This window comes from Desulfoluna sp. CLI2B (assembly GCF_056847375.1).
Genome location: NZ_CP186557.1, coordinates 3,733,846 through 3,749,455, shown reverse-complemented (window position 1 = coordinate 3,749,455; position 15,610 = coordinate 3,733,846). Strand labels below are relative to the sequence as shown.

Annotated in this window: 12 protein-coding genes and 6 tRNA genes; 17 read left to right on the top strand and 1 reads right to left on the bottom strand. The window is 59.1% G+C overall.

The genetic code is table 11. The features are described 5' to 3' along the window. Nucleotides 1–124: 124 nt before the first annotated feature. The 9 genes from ACOYW2_RS17605 to ACOYW2_RS17565 all read left to right on the top strand — a co-directional run bounded on the left by ACOYW2_RS17605 (nt 125) and on the right by ACOYW2_RS17565 (nt 4,258). Nucleotides 125–200: transfer RNA gene (locus ACOYW2_RS17605), tRNA-Lys, on the top strand. A gap of 3 nt (nt 201–203) precedes the next feature. After that, a tRNA-Glu gene (locus ACOYW2_RS17600) sits at nt 204–281 on the top strand. A gap of 33 nt (nt 282–314) precedes the next feature. Beyond that, nucleotides 315–390 (top strand) — tRNA-Lys (locus ACOYW2_RS17595). A gap of 3 nt (nt 391–393) precedes the next feature. Continuing rightward, nucleotides 394–471: transfer RNA gene (locus ACOYW2_RS17590), tRNA-Glu, on the top strand. 31 nt (nt 472–502) lie between these two features. Beyond that, nucleotides 503–578, top strand: a tRNA-Lys gene (locus ACOYW2_RS17585). A gap of 4 nt (nt 579–582) precedes the next feature. Then, nucleotides 583–660, top strand: a tRNA-Glu gene (locus ACOYW2_RS17580). Between the two features lie 178 nt (nt 661–838). Beyond that, complete coding sequence (der, locus tag ACOYW2_RS17575) at nt 839–2,098, top strand: ribosome biogenesis GTPase Der (protein WP_482767384.1); 1,260 nt, start codon at nt 839–841, stop codon at nt 2,096–2,098. Between the two features lie 48 nt (nt 2,099–2,146). Next, nucleotides 2,147–2,287: a hypothetical protein gene (locus ACOYW2_RS17570; RefSeq protein WP_482767383.1), complete on the top strand. Its 141-nt coding sequence runs from the start codon at nt 2,147–2,149 to the stop codon at nt 2,285–2,287. Between the two features lie 624 nt (nt 2,288–2,911). Next, nucleotides 2,912–4,258 (top strand): replication-associated recombination protein A, encoded by a 1,347-nt coding sequence (locus ACOYW2_RS17565; protein WP_482767382.1) that lies wholly within the window; start codon nt 2,912–2,914, stop codon nt 4,256–4,258. Between the two features lie 627 nt (nt 4,259–4,885). Here ACOYW2_RS17565 and ACOYW2_RS17560 read toward each other — a convergent pair. Beyond that, nucleotides 4,886–5,644 (bottom strand): NRDE family protein, encoded by a 759-nt coding sequence (locus ACOYW2_RS17560; RefSeq protein WP_482767381.1) that lies wholly within the window; start codon nt 5,642–5,644, stop codon nt 4,886–4,888. A gap of 152 nt (nt 5,645–5,796) precedes the next feature. On the opposite strand from ACOYW2_RS17560, the gene ACOYW2_RS17555 reads away from it, so the two are divergent. The 8 genes from ACOYW2_RS17555 (at nt 5,797) to ACOYW2_RS17520 (ending at nt 15,409) form a co-directional block, all read left to right on the top strand. Next, complete coding sequence (locus tag ACOYW2_RS17555) at nt 5,797–7,083, top strand: thiolase family protein (protein WP_482417379.1); 1,287 nt, start codon at nt 5,797–5,799, stop codon at nt 7,081–7,083. Nucleotides 7,084–7,419: 336 nt separating this feature from the next. Beyond that, nucleotides 7,420–7,578 carry a hypothetical protein gene (locus ACOYW2_RS17550; RefSeq protein WP_180140537.1) on the top strand — a complete coding sequence of 53 codons (159 nt, stop codon included), beginning with the start codon at nt 7,420–7,422 and terminating at the stop codon, nt 7,576–7,578. Between the two features lie 118 nt (nt 7,579–7,696). Then, nucleotides 7,697–8,818 (top strand): AI-2E family transporter, encoded by a 1,122-nt coding sequence (locus tag ACOYW2_RS17545; protein WP_482417378.1) that lies wholly within the window; start codon nt 7,697–7,699, stop codon nt 8,816–8,818. Nucleotides 8,819–9,220: 402 nt separating this feature from the next. After that, on the top strand, nt 9,221–11,719 hold the full coding sequence (gene gyrA / locus ACOYW2_RS17540; RefSeq protein WP_482767380.1) for a DNA gyrase subunit A: 2,499 nt from the start codon (nt 9,221–9,223) through the stop codon (nt 11,717–11,719). A 208-nt stretch (nt 11,720–11,927) separates the two neighbouring features. Further along, a complete protein-coding gene (locus ACOYW2_RS17535; protein ID WP_482419301.1) occupies nt 11,928–12,950 on the top strand; it encodes an NAD(P)H-dependent glycerol-3-phosphate dehydrogenase in 1,023 nt (340 codons plus the stop codon). Nucleotides 12,951–13,154: 204 nt separating this feature from the next. Then, nucleotides 13,155–13,883 carry a RadC family protein gene (radC, locus tag ACOYW2_RS17530; RefSeq protein WP_482419300.1) on the top strand — a complete coding sequence of 243 codons (729 nt, stop codon included), beginning with the start codon at nt 13,155–13,157 and terminating at the stop codon, nt 13,881–13,883. A gap of 20 nt (nt 13,884–13,903) precedes the next feature. After that, complete coding sequence (locus tag ACOYW2_RS17525) at nt 13,904–14,176, top strand: hypothetical protein (protein WP_482417374.1); 273 nt, start codon at nt 13,904–13,906, stop codon at nt 14,174–14,176. 72 nt (nt 14,177–14,248) lie between these two features. Then, nucleotides 14,249–15,409, top strand: a complete 1,161-nt coding sequence (locus tag ACOYW2_RS17520) for a phosphoglycerate kinase (RefSeq protein ID WP_482767379.1) — start codon at nt 14,249–14,251, stop codon at nt 15,407–15,409. Nucleotides 15,410–15,610: the final 201 nt, after the last annotated feature.

Here is a 15,610-nt window from a genome sequence, read left to right as displayed (position 1 = left end):
GTGAATGCACCGGTTTAGACCGGTGCTGTGTCGCGTGCCTGCACGAATCGTCATTTTTATGTGACTTTCGGCTTGACACCTGCGTCACAAGTTGAGTATAAGCTTCGAGTCTTTGAGACGCAGCGGGTCGTTAACTCAGTCGGTAGAGTATCTGCCTTTTAAGCAGAGAGTCACTGGTTCGAGCCCAGTACGACCCACCATGCGTCCCCATCGTCTAGCCTGGTCCAGGACACCGGCCTTTCACGCCGGCGACAGGGGTTCAAATCCCCTTGGGGACGCCACACTGCATTTTAGAGTCTTTTAAGGCGCATTACGGGTCGTTAACTCAGTCGGTAGAGTATCTGCCTTTTAAGCAGAGAGTCACTGGTTCGAGCCCAGTACGACCCACCATGTGTCCCCATCGTCTAGCCTGGTCCAGGACACCGGCCTTTCACGCCGGCGACAGGGGTTCAAATCCCCTTGGGGACGCCATTTCGCCTTAAGACCCGATCAAAGAACATATGGGTCGTTAACTCAGTTGGTAGAGTATCTGCCTTTTAAGCAGAGAGTCACTGGTTCGAGCCCAGTACGACCCACCACGATGTCCCCATCGTCTAGCCTGGTCCAGGACACCGGCCTTTCACGCCGGCGACAGGGGTTCAAATCCCCTTGGGGACGCCACTTGATTTCACGAGGGGCTGACTGAAAATCCAGTCAGCCCCTTTTTTGTGTGGGGAAAACCGGGTTGGGCAGCTCCTTTCCAGTTGGAAAAGGGTGACATGTTCCATGCAACCCTGTATGTTCAATTCAGGCGCCCGCGCCGGTACCCTCCCAGATTAATTCCATACGGACAAGACCCATGAAACCCATCGTCGCCATCATTGGACGCCCCAATGTGGGCAAATCCACCCTGTTCAACCGCATCACACGAAGCCGGACGGCCCTCGTGGACAACATGCCCGGTGTCACCCGGGACCGCCACTACGGCGAAGCCCTCTGGAACGACGCCCCGTTTCTGCTGGTGGACACGGGCGGATACCTCATCGACGACGAAGACGCCTTTGCGGGCGCCATTCGGGACCAGGTGACCCAGGCTGTGGCCGAGGCCGACGCCGTGGTCATGGTCCTGGACGGAAAAGGGGGAATCTCTCCTTACGACCGCGACCTGGTGACCATCCTTCGGGAGTCCCATCCCAAGGTGTTTTATGTGGTCAACAAGATCGACGGAGAGAAGCAGGAGGAGAACCTCTACGACTTCTATTCTCTGGGCATCGACCATCCCTATCCGGTTTCCGGCGAGCATGGCTACGGCGTGCCTGATTTCCTCGACGACCTGGTGGCCTCCTTTCCCGAGGCGGCAGCCTACCCCAAAGAGGAAGAGGAGATCGTCAACGTGGCCGTGGTGGGACGCCCCAACGCCGGGAAATCATCCCTTATCAACCGCCTCACCGGGCAGAAGCGCCTGGTGGTGAGCGACGTGGCCGGTACTACCCGGGATGCCGTGGACACCATGCTCAAGCGCGACGGCCAGCTCTACCGGTTCATCGACACCGCGGGCATCCGGAGAAAAGGCAAGGTCAAGGACAAGCTGGAGAAGTTCTCCGTCTTAAAGGCCATCAAGAGCATGGACCGCTGTGACGTGGCCTTGATCCTCATCGACTCCTCCGAAGGGGTCACCGACCAGGATGTCACCGTGGCCGGATACGCCCATGAAAAAGGGTGCGGGGTGATCTTCGTCTTCAACAAGTGGGACCTGGTTCCCGAGCGGGAGAAGAACCCCAAACTGTTCAAGGAACGCCTGGACATGGGCGCCAAGTTCCTCTCCTTTGCCCCCTTTACCACCATCTCGGCCCTCACCGGCCAGCGCGTGGAGAAGATCTTCGGGCAGATCCGAAGCGTGTACGATCAGTACAACACCCGCGTCTCCACCGGGGACGCAAACCGCATCATCGAGTGGGCAACAGAGCGGACCCCGCCCCCCCTTCACAAGGGCAAGCGGCTGAAGTTCTTCTACAACACCCAGGTGTCTGTGAAGCCCCCCACCTTTGTCTCCTTTGTGAACTACCCGGACGCGGTGCACTTCTCGTACCGCCGGTTCCTCATGGAACCAGATTCGTGATTTCCTCTGCCGCCCATCAAACACATCTTCCGGGAAAAGACCGGGCGCATGGAGTTCGGGCCCAAGCCCGAGGAGAACACCAACACTCGGAACAAAGGGCACAAGGACAAGGAGAGCCGCAACAAGATCCAGAAGAAAAAAGAGCGGGAAAAGCAACGGCTCAAGAAATTGAAACGCGACGGGCAGTGATAAGCCCTTTGTCCCCTCGGTTTCCGCTTTTACGGCGGAAGCTGCGAGGGGCCCGGCGGTGGTGCCGCCGATATAGCCCGGATATTTCATGAGAAAACAACCAGTCAAAAAGAAAACATCATTATGTCGAATGGCTACAATAAAAAAACAGCTATTTTGAAAATGCAAAATGTAAATCGACGTTTGCGGTTTGATTTGCGCAGCGCACCCATCTTCTGCGTTATCAGAGCTTTGAGGTAAACAACTACATCTGCAGCTCTGATGCCTTGAATATGGGTGCACTCGACTCGTGAAATATCCGGGATAGGGGTTTCAGGTGCCCCCTCCTGGTCGCCGAGGAGAGGCCGGTTAAACCTGATAAGCAACGGGTTACGATAACGAGTCCTAACCCTTCAGGGCTTGTCGTGTCGCTCGTATAAACCACCAGCATATGTTTCGGGCGAAGCCCGAGCCGAAGGCCGTTGCGATTTGGCCCGAGGAACGAGGGGCAAAGCGCAGCGGCAATAAGCTTTCGAGGTGGCTCACCTCGCCGCCGGAGGCATTCGTTTTCTTGCGACTTTGGCCATAGAAGGCATACTTCTAACGAAAAACACGTCCGACATCGGGAAAGCCATTTGGGTGGGTATGGATCTGTTTGAATACAGAAATGAGGAACACGGCAACTTAAACGCGCCGCTGGCCGAGCGCATGCGTCCCCGGACCCTTGCGGCAGTCGTCTTGGCGGAGGAGCATCCCCCGACGGGGCAGGCTTATATTTCAAGCGCCCTTGCCACGGACCACATCTTCCCCATGATCATGTGGGGCCCTCCCGGCTGCGGTAAAACCACCCTGGCCTCCATCATTGCCTCGGAGACCAAGTGCCGCTTCATCAAGATCTCGGCGGTACTCTCCGGTGTCAAGGACGTGCGGGCTGTGATCGACGAGGCCAAGAAGGAGCGCAATCTCAAAGGGCGTCAGACCGTTCTGTTCGTGGACGAGATCCACCGATTCAACAAAGCCCAGCAGGACGCCTTTCTCTACCATGTGGAGAGCGGGCTCATCACCTTGCTGGGCGCCACCACGGAAAATCCTTCCTTTGAAGTGATCCCCGCCCTTTTGTCCCGTGTCCGCGTGGTGACCCTGAAACCCTTGTCCCACGAGACCATCTTCAAGGTGCTGAAACGTGCCATGGAGGACAAGGACCGCGGGTTGGCCCGCATGGACGTGGCCGTGGACGACGAGGCCCTGGACCACCTGGTGCGCATGGCCGACGGCGATGTACGAACGGCCCTCAACACCCTGGAGATCATGGTGGAGCAAAGGCGCATGGAGGCGGGTAAAGGCTGCCGTGTGGTGCTGGCCGACGCCGAGACCCTCCTGGAGCGCAAGGCCGTCCGCTACGACAAGAGCGGCGACGAGCACTACAACCTCATCTCCGCTTTCCACAAGAGCCTGCGGGGCAGCGACCCGGATGCGGCCCTCTACTGGATGGTGCGCATGCTCAAGGCCGGGGAAGATCCCTTCTATATCGCCCGTCGCATGGCTGCCGTGGCCACCGAAGACATCGGCATGGCCGACCCTGCCGCCCTGTCCATGGCCCTGCACGCCATGGAAGCCTACAAATTTTTGGGTGCCGCCGAAGGGGAGCGCGCCCTGGCCCAGGCCGCGGTCTACCTTGCCACCGCTCCCAAGAGCAACAGCGTCTACACCGCCCTTGCCGCCGTGCGGGAAGAGGTGGACAGAGGCGGCTCCCTTCCCGTTCCCAAGCACATCCGCAACGCCCCCACCCAACTCATGAAGAACCTGGGCTACAAAGAGGGCTATCGCTACGCCCACGACTACCCCGGAGGCTTCGTCCCCCAGCAGTACCTCCCCGACGAGATCAGCGATAAGAGCTGGTACACCCCCACCGATCGAGGCTATGAGTCCGTGGTCGGTCCCCGCCTTTCCGCCTGGAAAGAGATGATTTCAAGGACAAAAAAGAAACGCTAAGAGAAGATGCCTTCTATGGTTAAAGTGACCGGTAAAAAGCGTGCCTCCGGCGGCGAGGTGAGCCACCTCGAAAGCATATAGCCCTTGCGCTTTGTCCCTCGTTCCTCGGGCCAAAGCGCAAGGGCCTTCGGCTCGGGCTTCGCCCGACATAAACGCCGATGGTTTATGCTGGCTGGTTCACAAGCTTCGACGTAACAGGATACGTTGTTGCCACTTGTCCCTTGTGGATTTAACCGCATTGCCGGCGGCAAGGTGTGCCACCTTGAAAGCAGGTTGCAAATGCGCTTTCCCCTTCGTTCCTCAGGGAAAATCACATTCGCCATTGTTTCAACGGTTAGCCCTCGGTGCCCTTTTTTGTCTGAGAGACCCATGTCTGTTTTTCGAAGAATAAAAAAGGTCTCTTTTCGCCACCCTCGCCGCCGGAGTCATTCCGCTTAAAGTCAAGCAAACCCCAAAGTTCTTCATCGTGTTTTTAGAAGAATGAAATGGGCCTCTCTTGCAACGGCGGTTGCTGGATGTCACACATCACGCGAATGCCCCGATAACGCAAGCTGAATGGCTGCCTTCATGCATTCGCCATAGGGTTTCCAGGTGCCCCCACCTGGCCGCCGGAGGCTTGCATTTTTCTTATACCGAGAACTGAAACCGTCGCTCGCCGTTGATGTCGGCGGGACCGGCGGGGGTGTAGGTGCGCTCCGTGGCAGTGAGGGTGCGGTCTGTGTCCAGGGTGACAAGGCAGCTGGAGCGGGTGCCGTAGACCTCGCTGTGGATGAACAGGGGCCCTAAGATGCGTTCCCATTCCAGGGTCATGCCGGTGTCGGGGAGGAGGGCGTCCTCGGGCACGGCCTGGTCGGCAAGAAGGGAAAAGAGGGCCTCTTCGTCTGGGTGTTCAAGGGCGCCCAGCTCTTTTTTTCCGGTCTGCACCTTGGGCCAGGGGGTGTTGAGCAGGGCGTTGCTGACGCCGTGGACCCCGGGGGGCAGCTCGGTGAGGGTGTCGGAGATATTGCTGTAGTGGTAGAGGCGGTCCACGGTGCCGAAGAGGAGGTTGAAACCGTTGTAGTTTTGCCGGGTCCGGCTCAGGGCTTCGGCAAAGGCCGGTGCGTCGTCTGTCCCTTTCAGGAACTCGGAGACGATCCAGCCCCTGGAGGCTGCGTCCGGCTTGATGCGGGAGGGGTCCCGGTGGTTGGTGAGGGCTGCGAAACGGCCGGTCTCGGTAACCCCCATCCAGGTGCCTCCCTCTTTGAGGTCGGTGCCGCAGAGGACGGGCGGAGCACTGTCGTGCCAGGCCATGGGGGCGGTTTCGCGTGCATAGAACTCATCGCGGTTGGCGGCGATAATAAGAGGAAAGGACGGGTGGCTCTTTAGAGAAACAAGGATCAGGCACATGACGTATGTTGTCTTTTGTTAGCGGTTCTGTTACATCTTGGTGCGATAAAACAGGCCGTTGCGACGCTTGTTTTCGCACGTGATCATCAAGCTTTTCATCATAGCAGAAACGTTCGCAGAGTCATGACAAAATATACAAACGGGAGGAATCCATGAAAAATGTTGTGATTGTCAGCGGTTCACGGACCGCCGTCGGCACCTTTGGTGCCGGACTCAAGAGTGTCGGTGTGGCCGATCTGGGGGCCGTGGTCATGAAAGAGACCCTGAAGAAGGCGGGCCTCCGCCCCGACCTGAGCGATGAGATGCGCGCAGCCTGTCCCGACGCGTTGAAAGATCAGGGCATCACGGAACTGGAAGCCAAGGGTCGCGACTGGGATGAGTCCGCCACCCCGGTTGTGGTGGACGAGGTGATCATGGGCAATGTACTCCAGGCGGGCCAGGGGCAGAACCCTGCGCGCCAGTCCATGATCCGTGCCGGGTTTCCCAAGGAGACCCCCACCTTTTCCCTGAACAAGGTATGCGGCTCCGGCCTGAAGGCCATTGCCCTTGCTGCCCAGTCCATCATGTGCGGCCAGGCCGAGGTGGTGCTGGCAGGCGGCATGGAGTCCATGAGCAACGCCCCCATGGCCCTGCCCAAGGCGCGATGGGGTCATCGCATGGAGCTCACCGGCGTGGGCCAGGTTACGGACCTCATGGTCTTTGACGGCCTCTACGAGATCTTCTACGGCTACCACATGGGAATCACGGCCGAGAACATCGTTGAAAAATACGGCATCACCCGCCAGGAGCAGGACGAGCTGGCCCTGCTCTCCCACAACAGGGCCCTGGGCGCCATCAAGACCGGCGTGTTCAAACCCGAGATCGCCGATGTGGTCATCAAGGGCCGCAAGGGGGACACGATTTTCAACGTGGACGAGCGGCCCATGGAGACCTCCATGGAAAAACTGGCCCGCATGCGCCCTGCCTTTAAAAAAGACGGGTCGGTCACAGCGGGCAACGCCTCGGGCATCAACGACGGCGCGGCATCGGTTCTTCTGATGACCGAAGAGAAGGCAAAAGAGCTTGAGCTCACCCCCATCGTCAGGATCAAGGGGTTTGCCTCCGGCGGCCTTGATCCCGCGTACATGGGCCTGGGGCCCATCCCGGCTGTAAGGAAGGTCATGGGGCGCCTGGGTATGAGCGTTTCCGACATCGAGATGATTGAACTCAACGAGGCCTTTGCCTCCCAGGCCATCGGCTGCATGCGGGAGCTGAACATTCCCGTGGACAAGCCCAATCAGCTGGGCAGCGGTATTTCCCTGGGGCACCCCATCGGAGCCACCGGGGCCCGCCAGATGGTCACCGGCATGTACCAGATGCAGAGGGAAAATCTTGCCACCGGCATGATCTCCATGTGCATCGGCGGCGGCATGGGCATGGCCATGGTGATCGAGCGGTAAGTTCGTGAGCAACAAAAATCGCCCTGGCGTTCTGTGCACTGCGGTGCGGCGCTCGGCCTGCTTCACAGGCCGGACGCGCCCCGGCGTTTGTGTGTGGGCGTCCCTGCAGGTATCTGCCCTTTTTTTCAGGCGGTTTTCTTGTGTGTCAGCGGCCGCTGGCCGTCGGCAAGGGATGCGCACCCCTTTTTGCCCTTCTGACATCTCGTCAAGATCCCTTGCCCGGGGCTTTTTTGCTTTACTTGGGAGGGCGTTGTTGTTACATGTAAATCACTCGATTTAAGGGAAAATCGATTGATTTTGCGATATGCTGCTTAAACCAAGGAGGCTTTTGATACGATGGACAAGGCACAGAAGGCTGGTATCATGATCTTTTCCGGTGTTCCCGCCATTATGGGCGGCGGCATCGTCTTTGCCCTTTTCGGTCACGCATTACTTCCCGTTGTGATCTATGAAACCCTGCTCTTTGCGGGTGTGTTCTCGATCCTTCGGAAGTAGCCCATTTCAGCCGGGGGGCGGCAAGGCCGGATATGTCGGCCCCGCCCCTTTTCGGCCCATGACACCCCGATGAGCCCTTTAGCCGGGGCCATGCCCGGGGGTGTGGATCTTTATTTCTATGCTGGACAAAACACCCCGCGACCTGATTCTCTGGTTTTTCCTGATCCTTTTTCTTATTTCGCTGTTTCTGCTTGGAAAACTGCTCTGGCCCTTTGTCTCCGTGCTTGTCATGGGGGCCGTGGTCAGCGGTATTTTTTTTCCCGTGTACACCCTTTTCAAACGCCGGGTGCCTCCCGGGTACGCCTCGTTTTTTACCTGTGTTCTTATTTTTCTGGTGCTGTTTGTCCCCATCGTGTTGTTCGTGGGGGTTCTGGCCAACGAGGTCCACAACTTTTATATCAGGGCCGTGAGCCCGGAGGTGGTGGATGCGGTCAAGCAGTTTTTCGTTTCCCGGAACATCCTGGGGCGGATCAACAGCATCCTGGCCAACTTCGACCTGAGCCTCACCTTTGACGAGCTCATCCAGCCCATCACGGACATGGGCAAGTCCGTGGGGCTGACGCTTTTGAACCAGGCCAACGCCGTTGCTTCCAACCTGTTGAAGTTCGTCATCAATTTTATCCTGATGCTGATCATCATCTATTACCTGCTTCTGGACGGTCACCGTCTGCTTCAGTACATCATCGACCTGTCTCCGCTGCCCGACGACCAGGACACCAAATTGTTCGTGAAGTTCAAGGACATGGCAGGGGCCGTGCTGGTGGTCAACGGTATCAGCGGCATGATCCAGGGCGTGGTCGGGGGGGTGGTGTTTGCGTTTCTGGGCTTTCGCTCCCCGGTTCTCTGGGGCGTGCTCATGGCCTTTTTCGCCTTTCTGCCCATCGTGGGCATCGGGATCATCTTTCTGCCCGTGGCTGTCTGGCTCATGGTCATAGGGCGCATGGGGGCGGGGATTGCCGTCCTGGTGATCTACGGGGTTCTCTCCGGGGGGGTGGAGTACCTGTTTAAACCGGCGGTGGTGGGCAAGCGCATCAAGATGCATACCCTCCTGGTCTTTCTGGGGATTATCGGCGGACTCCAGCTTTTCGGGATTCTCGGGATCATCTACGGCCCTCTTGTGGTCACCTTTTTTTTGACCTTATCGGATATATATAATAAGAGTTACAAAAGCCTTGTGGAGCCCGAGGGACAAACCCGGATCCACCTTGATGAGGTCTCGGAAGAAAACCTTGACGAGTAGCCATCCCCCACAGGATGGCTTCTTCCTGTATAGCCCGTGAAACCGGGCGCTTCGGGTCCCCGAGGCGATGAATTTTAAATGCAAGGGACTTCAGGAAAAAAACGGGTCGGCCATTCGTGACGTGTGCCGGCCAGGCGGGCAGGGGTGTACTCTCCGGCCCGACATACACCGATCAGCGGGCCGGCCCCAAAGGCCGGTTTCCCTGCATGGGGTTTTTTCCCGAAGGTCCCCAACGTTTGCGAGGCCGTCACGAATTTCCGATTGTCGGTTTTTTCGGATACAGGTGCCATTGCGACTTTGGACATGCACGTTAGCAGATGAAGGTAGTGAACCCTATGACTCAACTGGAAAGCTCTCCTCATATCAGCCTCGAGACCGAGACGACTCAGATTTGAGTATGCCATGAGCGTCATCATCGGCCGGGCCCTTCCCGATGTCCGGGATGGACTCAAACCGGTACACCGCAGGTCTCTGTTTGCCATGCGGGAGTTGAAAAACGACTGGAACAAGCCTTACAAGAAATCGGCGCGTATCGTCGGTGATGTCATCGGTAAGTATCACCCCCACGGCGATACGGCCGTGTATGACACCATCGTACGTATGGCCCAGGACTTTTCCCTTCGGTACACCCTGGTGGACGGCCAGGGCAACTTCGGCAGCATCGACGGCGACTCGGCCGCGGCCATGCGATACACGGAAGTGCGCATGCGGCAGATTGCCCATGAGATGCTGGCGGATCTCGACAAAGAGACCGTGGACTGGGTTCCCAACTACGACGAATCCCTTCTTGAACCCGCGGTGCTTCCCGCCAAGTTTCCCAACCTTCTGGTGAACGGCTCCTCAGGGATTGCCGTGGGCATGACCACCAACATCCCCCCCCACAACCTGGGGGAGGTGATCGACGGTGTGTGTGCCTTAATCGAAAACCCGGCGCTCACCAGCGAAGAGCTCATGGAGTATATCCCCGGGCCGGACTTTCCCACCCGCGGTATTATCTACGGCCGCAAGGGGATCCGCGAAGCCTACACAAACGGCAAGGGGATCATCAAGATCCGCGCCAAGGTGGAGATTGAAAAGGCCAAGAAAGACGACAGCGAGACCATCGTTGTCCACGAGCTTCCCTACCAGGTGAACAAGGCGCGCCTTATCGAAAAGATCGCCGAGCTGGTGAAGGCCAAGGTCATCGAAGGCATCCGCTATGTGCGGGACGAGTCCGACCGAAAGGGCATGCGCATCGCCATGGGGGTCAAGCGGGACCACATGGGAGAGGTGGTGATCAACCAGCTCTTCAAACACACCCAGATGCAGAGCAGCTTCGGGGTGATCATGCTGGCGGTTGTGAACAACCGGCCCGAGCTCCTCACCCTTCGCGAGCTCCTCGATCACTTCCTGCTGCACCGAAAAGAGGTGGTGGTCCGAAGGACGGTCTACGACCTTCGGAAAGCAGAAGCCCGCGCCCATATATTAGAAGGCCTCAAGATCGCCCTGGATAACCTTGACGAGGTGGTGGCCCTGATCCGCAAGTCCAAGAACCCGGTGGAAGCCAAAGAGGGGCTGAAAAGCCGCTTCGGCCTTTCCGACCTCCAGGCCCAGGCCATTTTGGACATGCGACTGCAGCGCCTTACCGGTCTGGAGCGCGAAAAGATCCTGGAAGAGTACGAAGGGGTCTTGAAGGACATCGCCTGGTTCAAGGAGATCCTGGGCAGCGAGCGCATCGTGCTCAACATCATCAAAGACGAGCTGACCACCATCCGGGAAGAGTTTGCCGACGAACGCCGCACCAAGATCGTGGAAGCCACCGGCGATATTTCCCTGGAAGACCTCATCGAAGAAGAGGACATGGTGGTGACCGTCTCCACCCGCGGGTACATCAAGCGAACGCCCATCAGTGTTTACGAGAGCCAGCGCCGGGGCGGCAAGGGCCGCGTGGGCATGGCCACCCGTGATGACGATTTCGTGGAGAAGCTCTTTGTGGCTTCCACCCACCATATGTTCCTTTTCTTCACCAACCTCGGCCGGGTCTACTGGAGCAAGGTCTACGAGCTTCCCCAGGCGAGCCGGACGAGCAAGGGGCGGGCCATCGTCAACTTCCTCAACTTTGTGGAAGGCGAGAGGCTCACCACGGTGCTTGCCGTGCCCGAGTTCAAAGATGGCCAGTTTGTGGTGGTCGCCACCCGCAACGGCACGGTGAAGAAGACCGACCTCATGGCCTACAGCCGTCCCCGACAGGGGGGCATCATTGCCGTGGGCCTTGCCGACGGCGACGAACTGGTCTCTGCCCGTCTCTCCGACGGTGCCATGGATGTTCTCATGGCCACCCGTGAGGGCAAGGCGGTGCGGTTCAAAGAGACCGATGTTCGCGCCTCCGGTCGAAGCGCCAAGGGTGTCCGCGGGGTGCGGCTCGTGGATGACGACTACCTGGTGAGCATGGAGGTCCTCCATCCCGGGGAGAAGGTGCTGATGGTCACGGAAAACGGCTACGGAAAGCGTACGCCCGTCGAGGAGTACCCCTTGAGGGGCCGAGGCGGCAAAGGGGTTATCTCCATTAAGACCTCCGCGCGGAACGGTAACGTGGCCTCCCTCCTCCTCGTGGACGACGAGGACGACGTCATGATGATGACCAACAGCGGCAAACTCATCCGCATCAAGGTCAAAGACGTCTCCGTGGTGGGCCGAAACACCCAGGGTGTCAAGCTCTTCCGTCTGGACGACGGGGAGCATGTGGCCGGGGCGGTTCGCCTGCCGTGGCAGGAAGAGGAAGAAGAAGACGAGGCCGAGGCCCTAGAGGGGGCCGGGGGCGAAGCCCCCGAGGCCGATGCTTCCGAGGAGGGCTCGCCCCACGAGCCCGATGCCCCGGAAGAGGATTCGGGGGAGGCCCAAGGGCCCACCGATGATGCATAGATTATGATAAAGATGGCGGGGCTTGCCCCGCCATTTTTCGTTTAAGGACATTTTTTCTTTAACCATCCTGCGAACTGTTCGTAAACCATCATGGGCACCAAAGCCCTCCGGCCACCGCACCACGGCTGGCTTTTTGGATGCCCCGTCCGCATGAAAACGCGGGCGACGACGGGTCGACGGGACGATACAAGCAACAGACAAGGATTGTATGGACAACAAGACAATGAAGATCGGGGTTGTCGGCGGCGGAAGCTGGGGAACGGCCCTGGCGTTTCTGCTGGCGGAAAATGGATTTGAGCTGGACCTCTGGGTGTTTGAAGAGGAGGTGAGTACGGTATCTGAACGGGCATCCGGTGAGAACAAGGTGTTCCTGCCCGGTGCCACGCTTCCCGACATCATCACCCCCACCTGCGACCTCAAGCAGGCCGTGGGCGGCAAGGACCTGGTCCTTGTGGTGGTGCCCTCCCATCACATGCGGAACATCGCCACGGAGATGGCGCCCTTCATGGATGAAAAGACCATTGTGGTGAGCGCCTCCAAGGGCATTGAGAACAAGACCCACCTCACCATGACAGGGGTTCTGGCCGAGTGCCTCCCCCAGATCCCCGAAGGGCAGATCACCGTGCTTTCCGGCCCCAGCTTTGCCAAAGAGGTGGCCGCCAAGGTTCCCACGGTGGTGGCCGTGGCCGGTAAGGACCCCGAGGTGGCTCGGACTGTCCAGAGCGTTTTTGCCTCCCCCGTGTTCCGGGTCTACGCCAACAACGACCCCATCGGCGTGGAGATCGGCGGGGCCATGAAGAACATCATCGCCATTGCCGCGGGCATGTGCGACGGCATGGACGCAGGCCTGAACCCCCGGGCCGCCCTGATCACCCGGGGGCTCACCGAGATGAAGCGCCTGGGCCTGACCATGGGTGCCGAGCCCCTGACCTTTTCCGGCCTTGCCGGGGTGGGGGACCTGATCCTCACCTGCACGGGGAATCTCAGCCGTAACCACACCGTGGGCATGAAGATCGCCCAGGGCATGAGCCTGGACCAGATCCTGGATGAGATGCGCATGGTGGCCGAAGGGGTGAAGACCACCCGTTCGGTCTACAACCTCTCCCACAAACTGGGGGTGGAGCTGCCCATCTGCAACGAGGTGTACCATATCCTCTTTGACGGCCGGGATCCGGCGGAGTCCATCCGTCGCCTCATGACCCGGGACCTGAAAAACGAGATGGATCTGTAAGACGATGCCTTTGGCTGCAAGGTGAGCCACCTTTAAAGCAGAATCCATTCGAAACGGATGTTGAAACCTGTTTGTTAAACTTTTTAAAAGTTGAGCCCCCGGCAGGGCCGCCGGAGGCTTACACGGGCGCAGCCCGTCAGCACATGTGACAAGCCCAAGGGACGAGAGCCCTTGAGCATGTGCGGACTTGAGGAGGGGTTTAAGATGGCGACGGGGGAGACGGATGACCGGCAGGGGCATCGGCAGAGGTTGCGGGAGCGCTTTCTTGCAGGTGGCCTTGAAGGCTTTCACGACTACGAGGTGGTGGAGCTGCTTCTGACCCTGGCAACGCCCCGGAGGGACTGCAAGGGGCCTGCCAAGGCGGCCCTTACGCGCTTCGGGTCCCTTCAGGCGGTGTTCGAGGCCGAGGACAGGGAGCTCATGGAGATACCCGGCATCGGTGCCACGAACCTCTTCGGCCTGCGCCTCATCAAGGAGGTGGCGGGCCGTTACCTGGAGGAGCGGATGGTCCACCAGCCCCGGATTCTCAACTCCCGGGAGCTCATGGACTACCTGACCCTTACCATCGGTCATCGGCGGCGGGAGTGTTTTGTGGCGGTGTACCTGAACGCCAAGAACCGCGTGGTGGCATCGGACGTGCTCTTTGAAGGGAGCCTTACTTCCAGCGCGGTCTACCCGCGGGAGGTGGTGAGCTCGGCCCTTTCCCACAAAGCGGCGGCCGTGATCTTCGCCCACAATCATCCCTCCGGGGAGCCGGACCCGTCCGGCGAAGACATCCGCGTGACCAAAAAGCTGGTGGGCGCCTTGCAGGTCATGGGCATCACGGTCCATGAACACCTGGTCATCGGCGCTTCCGGCCATTACAGTTTTGCCGAACACGGCTACATTGACCGCTTCGTCCGTGAGGCCGAGGCGGTGGCCTCCGGGCCCTGAACCATAAGGAGTTGCCTGTAGTGAGCGACGAACCCAAAAAGCCGGTGTGTTACGGGGTGATGGAGGAGGTGTTTCCCCTTAGCGAGGACGGCCTGCGCCACTCCCCGGAGCGCTGCATGGCCTGCCCCCATAAAACCCAGTGCCTGCGGTCTGCCCTGTCGTCCGACCCTGATGCGGACACCGTGCGTGAAGAGCGCATCGACAGGGCCTACGATGCGGGGAACCTCTCCTTTCTGGCGCGTTGGTCCAGGAAGAAGGCCCTGGCCGGTAAAGGGAAAAAAGGAAAAGTATAAAGCACCTTTTCGGCGACGCAACGGTTCGCCGGGTCGTTTTTCCACTCAATTTCTATTTAAGGACAAAAATCGATGAAGACAATCAAGGAACTGGACATTACAGGAAAACGGGTCTTTATCCGTGTGGATTTTAACGTGCCCATGGACGCTGGGCTGAACATCACCGACGACATCCGCGTGCGCACCTCCCTGCCCACCATCACCTACGCCCTGGAGCAGGGTGCCAAGGTGATCCTGGCCTCCCACCTCGGCCGTCCCAAGGGCAAGCGCGTTCCCGAGATGAGCCTGGCTCCTGTGGCCAAGCACCTCTCCGGCCTTCTGGGTCGTGAGGTGACCATGGCCCCGGATTGCGTGGGAGACGAGGTGGAGTCCATGGTGGCGTCCATGAAGGGCGGTGAGGTGCTGCTCCTTGAAAACCTGCGCTACTACGACGAAGAGCAGGCCAACGACGCGGCCTTTGCCGCCAAGCTCGCCCGCCTTTGCGATGTGTATATCAACAATGGTTTTTCTGTCTCCCACAGGGTCCATGCTTCGGTGGCCGCCATCACCGAGCAGGTGGCCGAGAAGGCCGCAGGTCTCCTTCTGGAAAAGGAGATTGATTTCTACAACAAAGCCATGGGGGAGCCGGTGCGTCCCCTGGTGGCCATCATCGGCGGTGCCAAGATTTCCAGCAAGCTGGGGGCCCTCACCAACATGCTCAACGTTGTGGACAAGGTGATCGTCGGCGGTGCCATGGCCAACACCTTCCTCAAGGCCCAGGGCCTCTCCGTGGGCAACTCCCTGGTGGGGAGCGAGATGCTGGAAAATGCCCGCGCCGTCGCCTGGCGAGGGGATTCCTCTGTACCTGCCCGAGGATGGTCGTACGAGTTCAGCGCCGAGGCCGACTTCGAGGCGGTGCCTGTGGATTCCATCCCCGACGGCACCATGATGCTGGACATTGGTCCGGAAACCGTCAAAACCTACGCCCAGGTGGTGGCCCAGGCCAAGACCATCGTCTGGAACGGTCCCATGGGGGCCTTTGAGATGGCGCCCTTCAGCAAGGGGACCCTGGGGCTGGTGGCCGCTGTTGCCGAGGCTGAAGCTCTTACCGTGGTGGGCGGGGGGGATACCGACGTGGCCCTTCACATGGCCGGTGCCGTGGATAAGGTCTCCTATGTCTCCACCGGTGGCGGTGCTTTTTTGACCCTTATGGAGGGCAAGCCCCTGCCCGGCGTGACCTACCTTGAGGGATAAAGGTGGCATTTGTCTGCCATGTCTGTCGCTGAAAAACACCATTTTTAAGCGATAATGCGCGAAAATAAACGGTCCCGATGCTTCCTTGCTGAAGCCGGGGCCGTTTTTGTTGGACGGAAAGGGCTTTAAAACACGCTGAAATAGCAGCCTATACGTTCAGTTCTGTGCGCAATCCGGTTGACCCTCCCCAGGAAACATGGT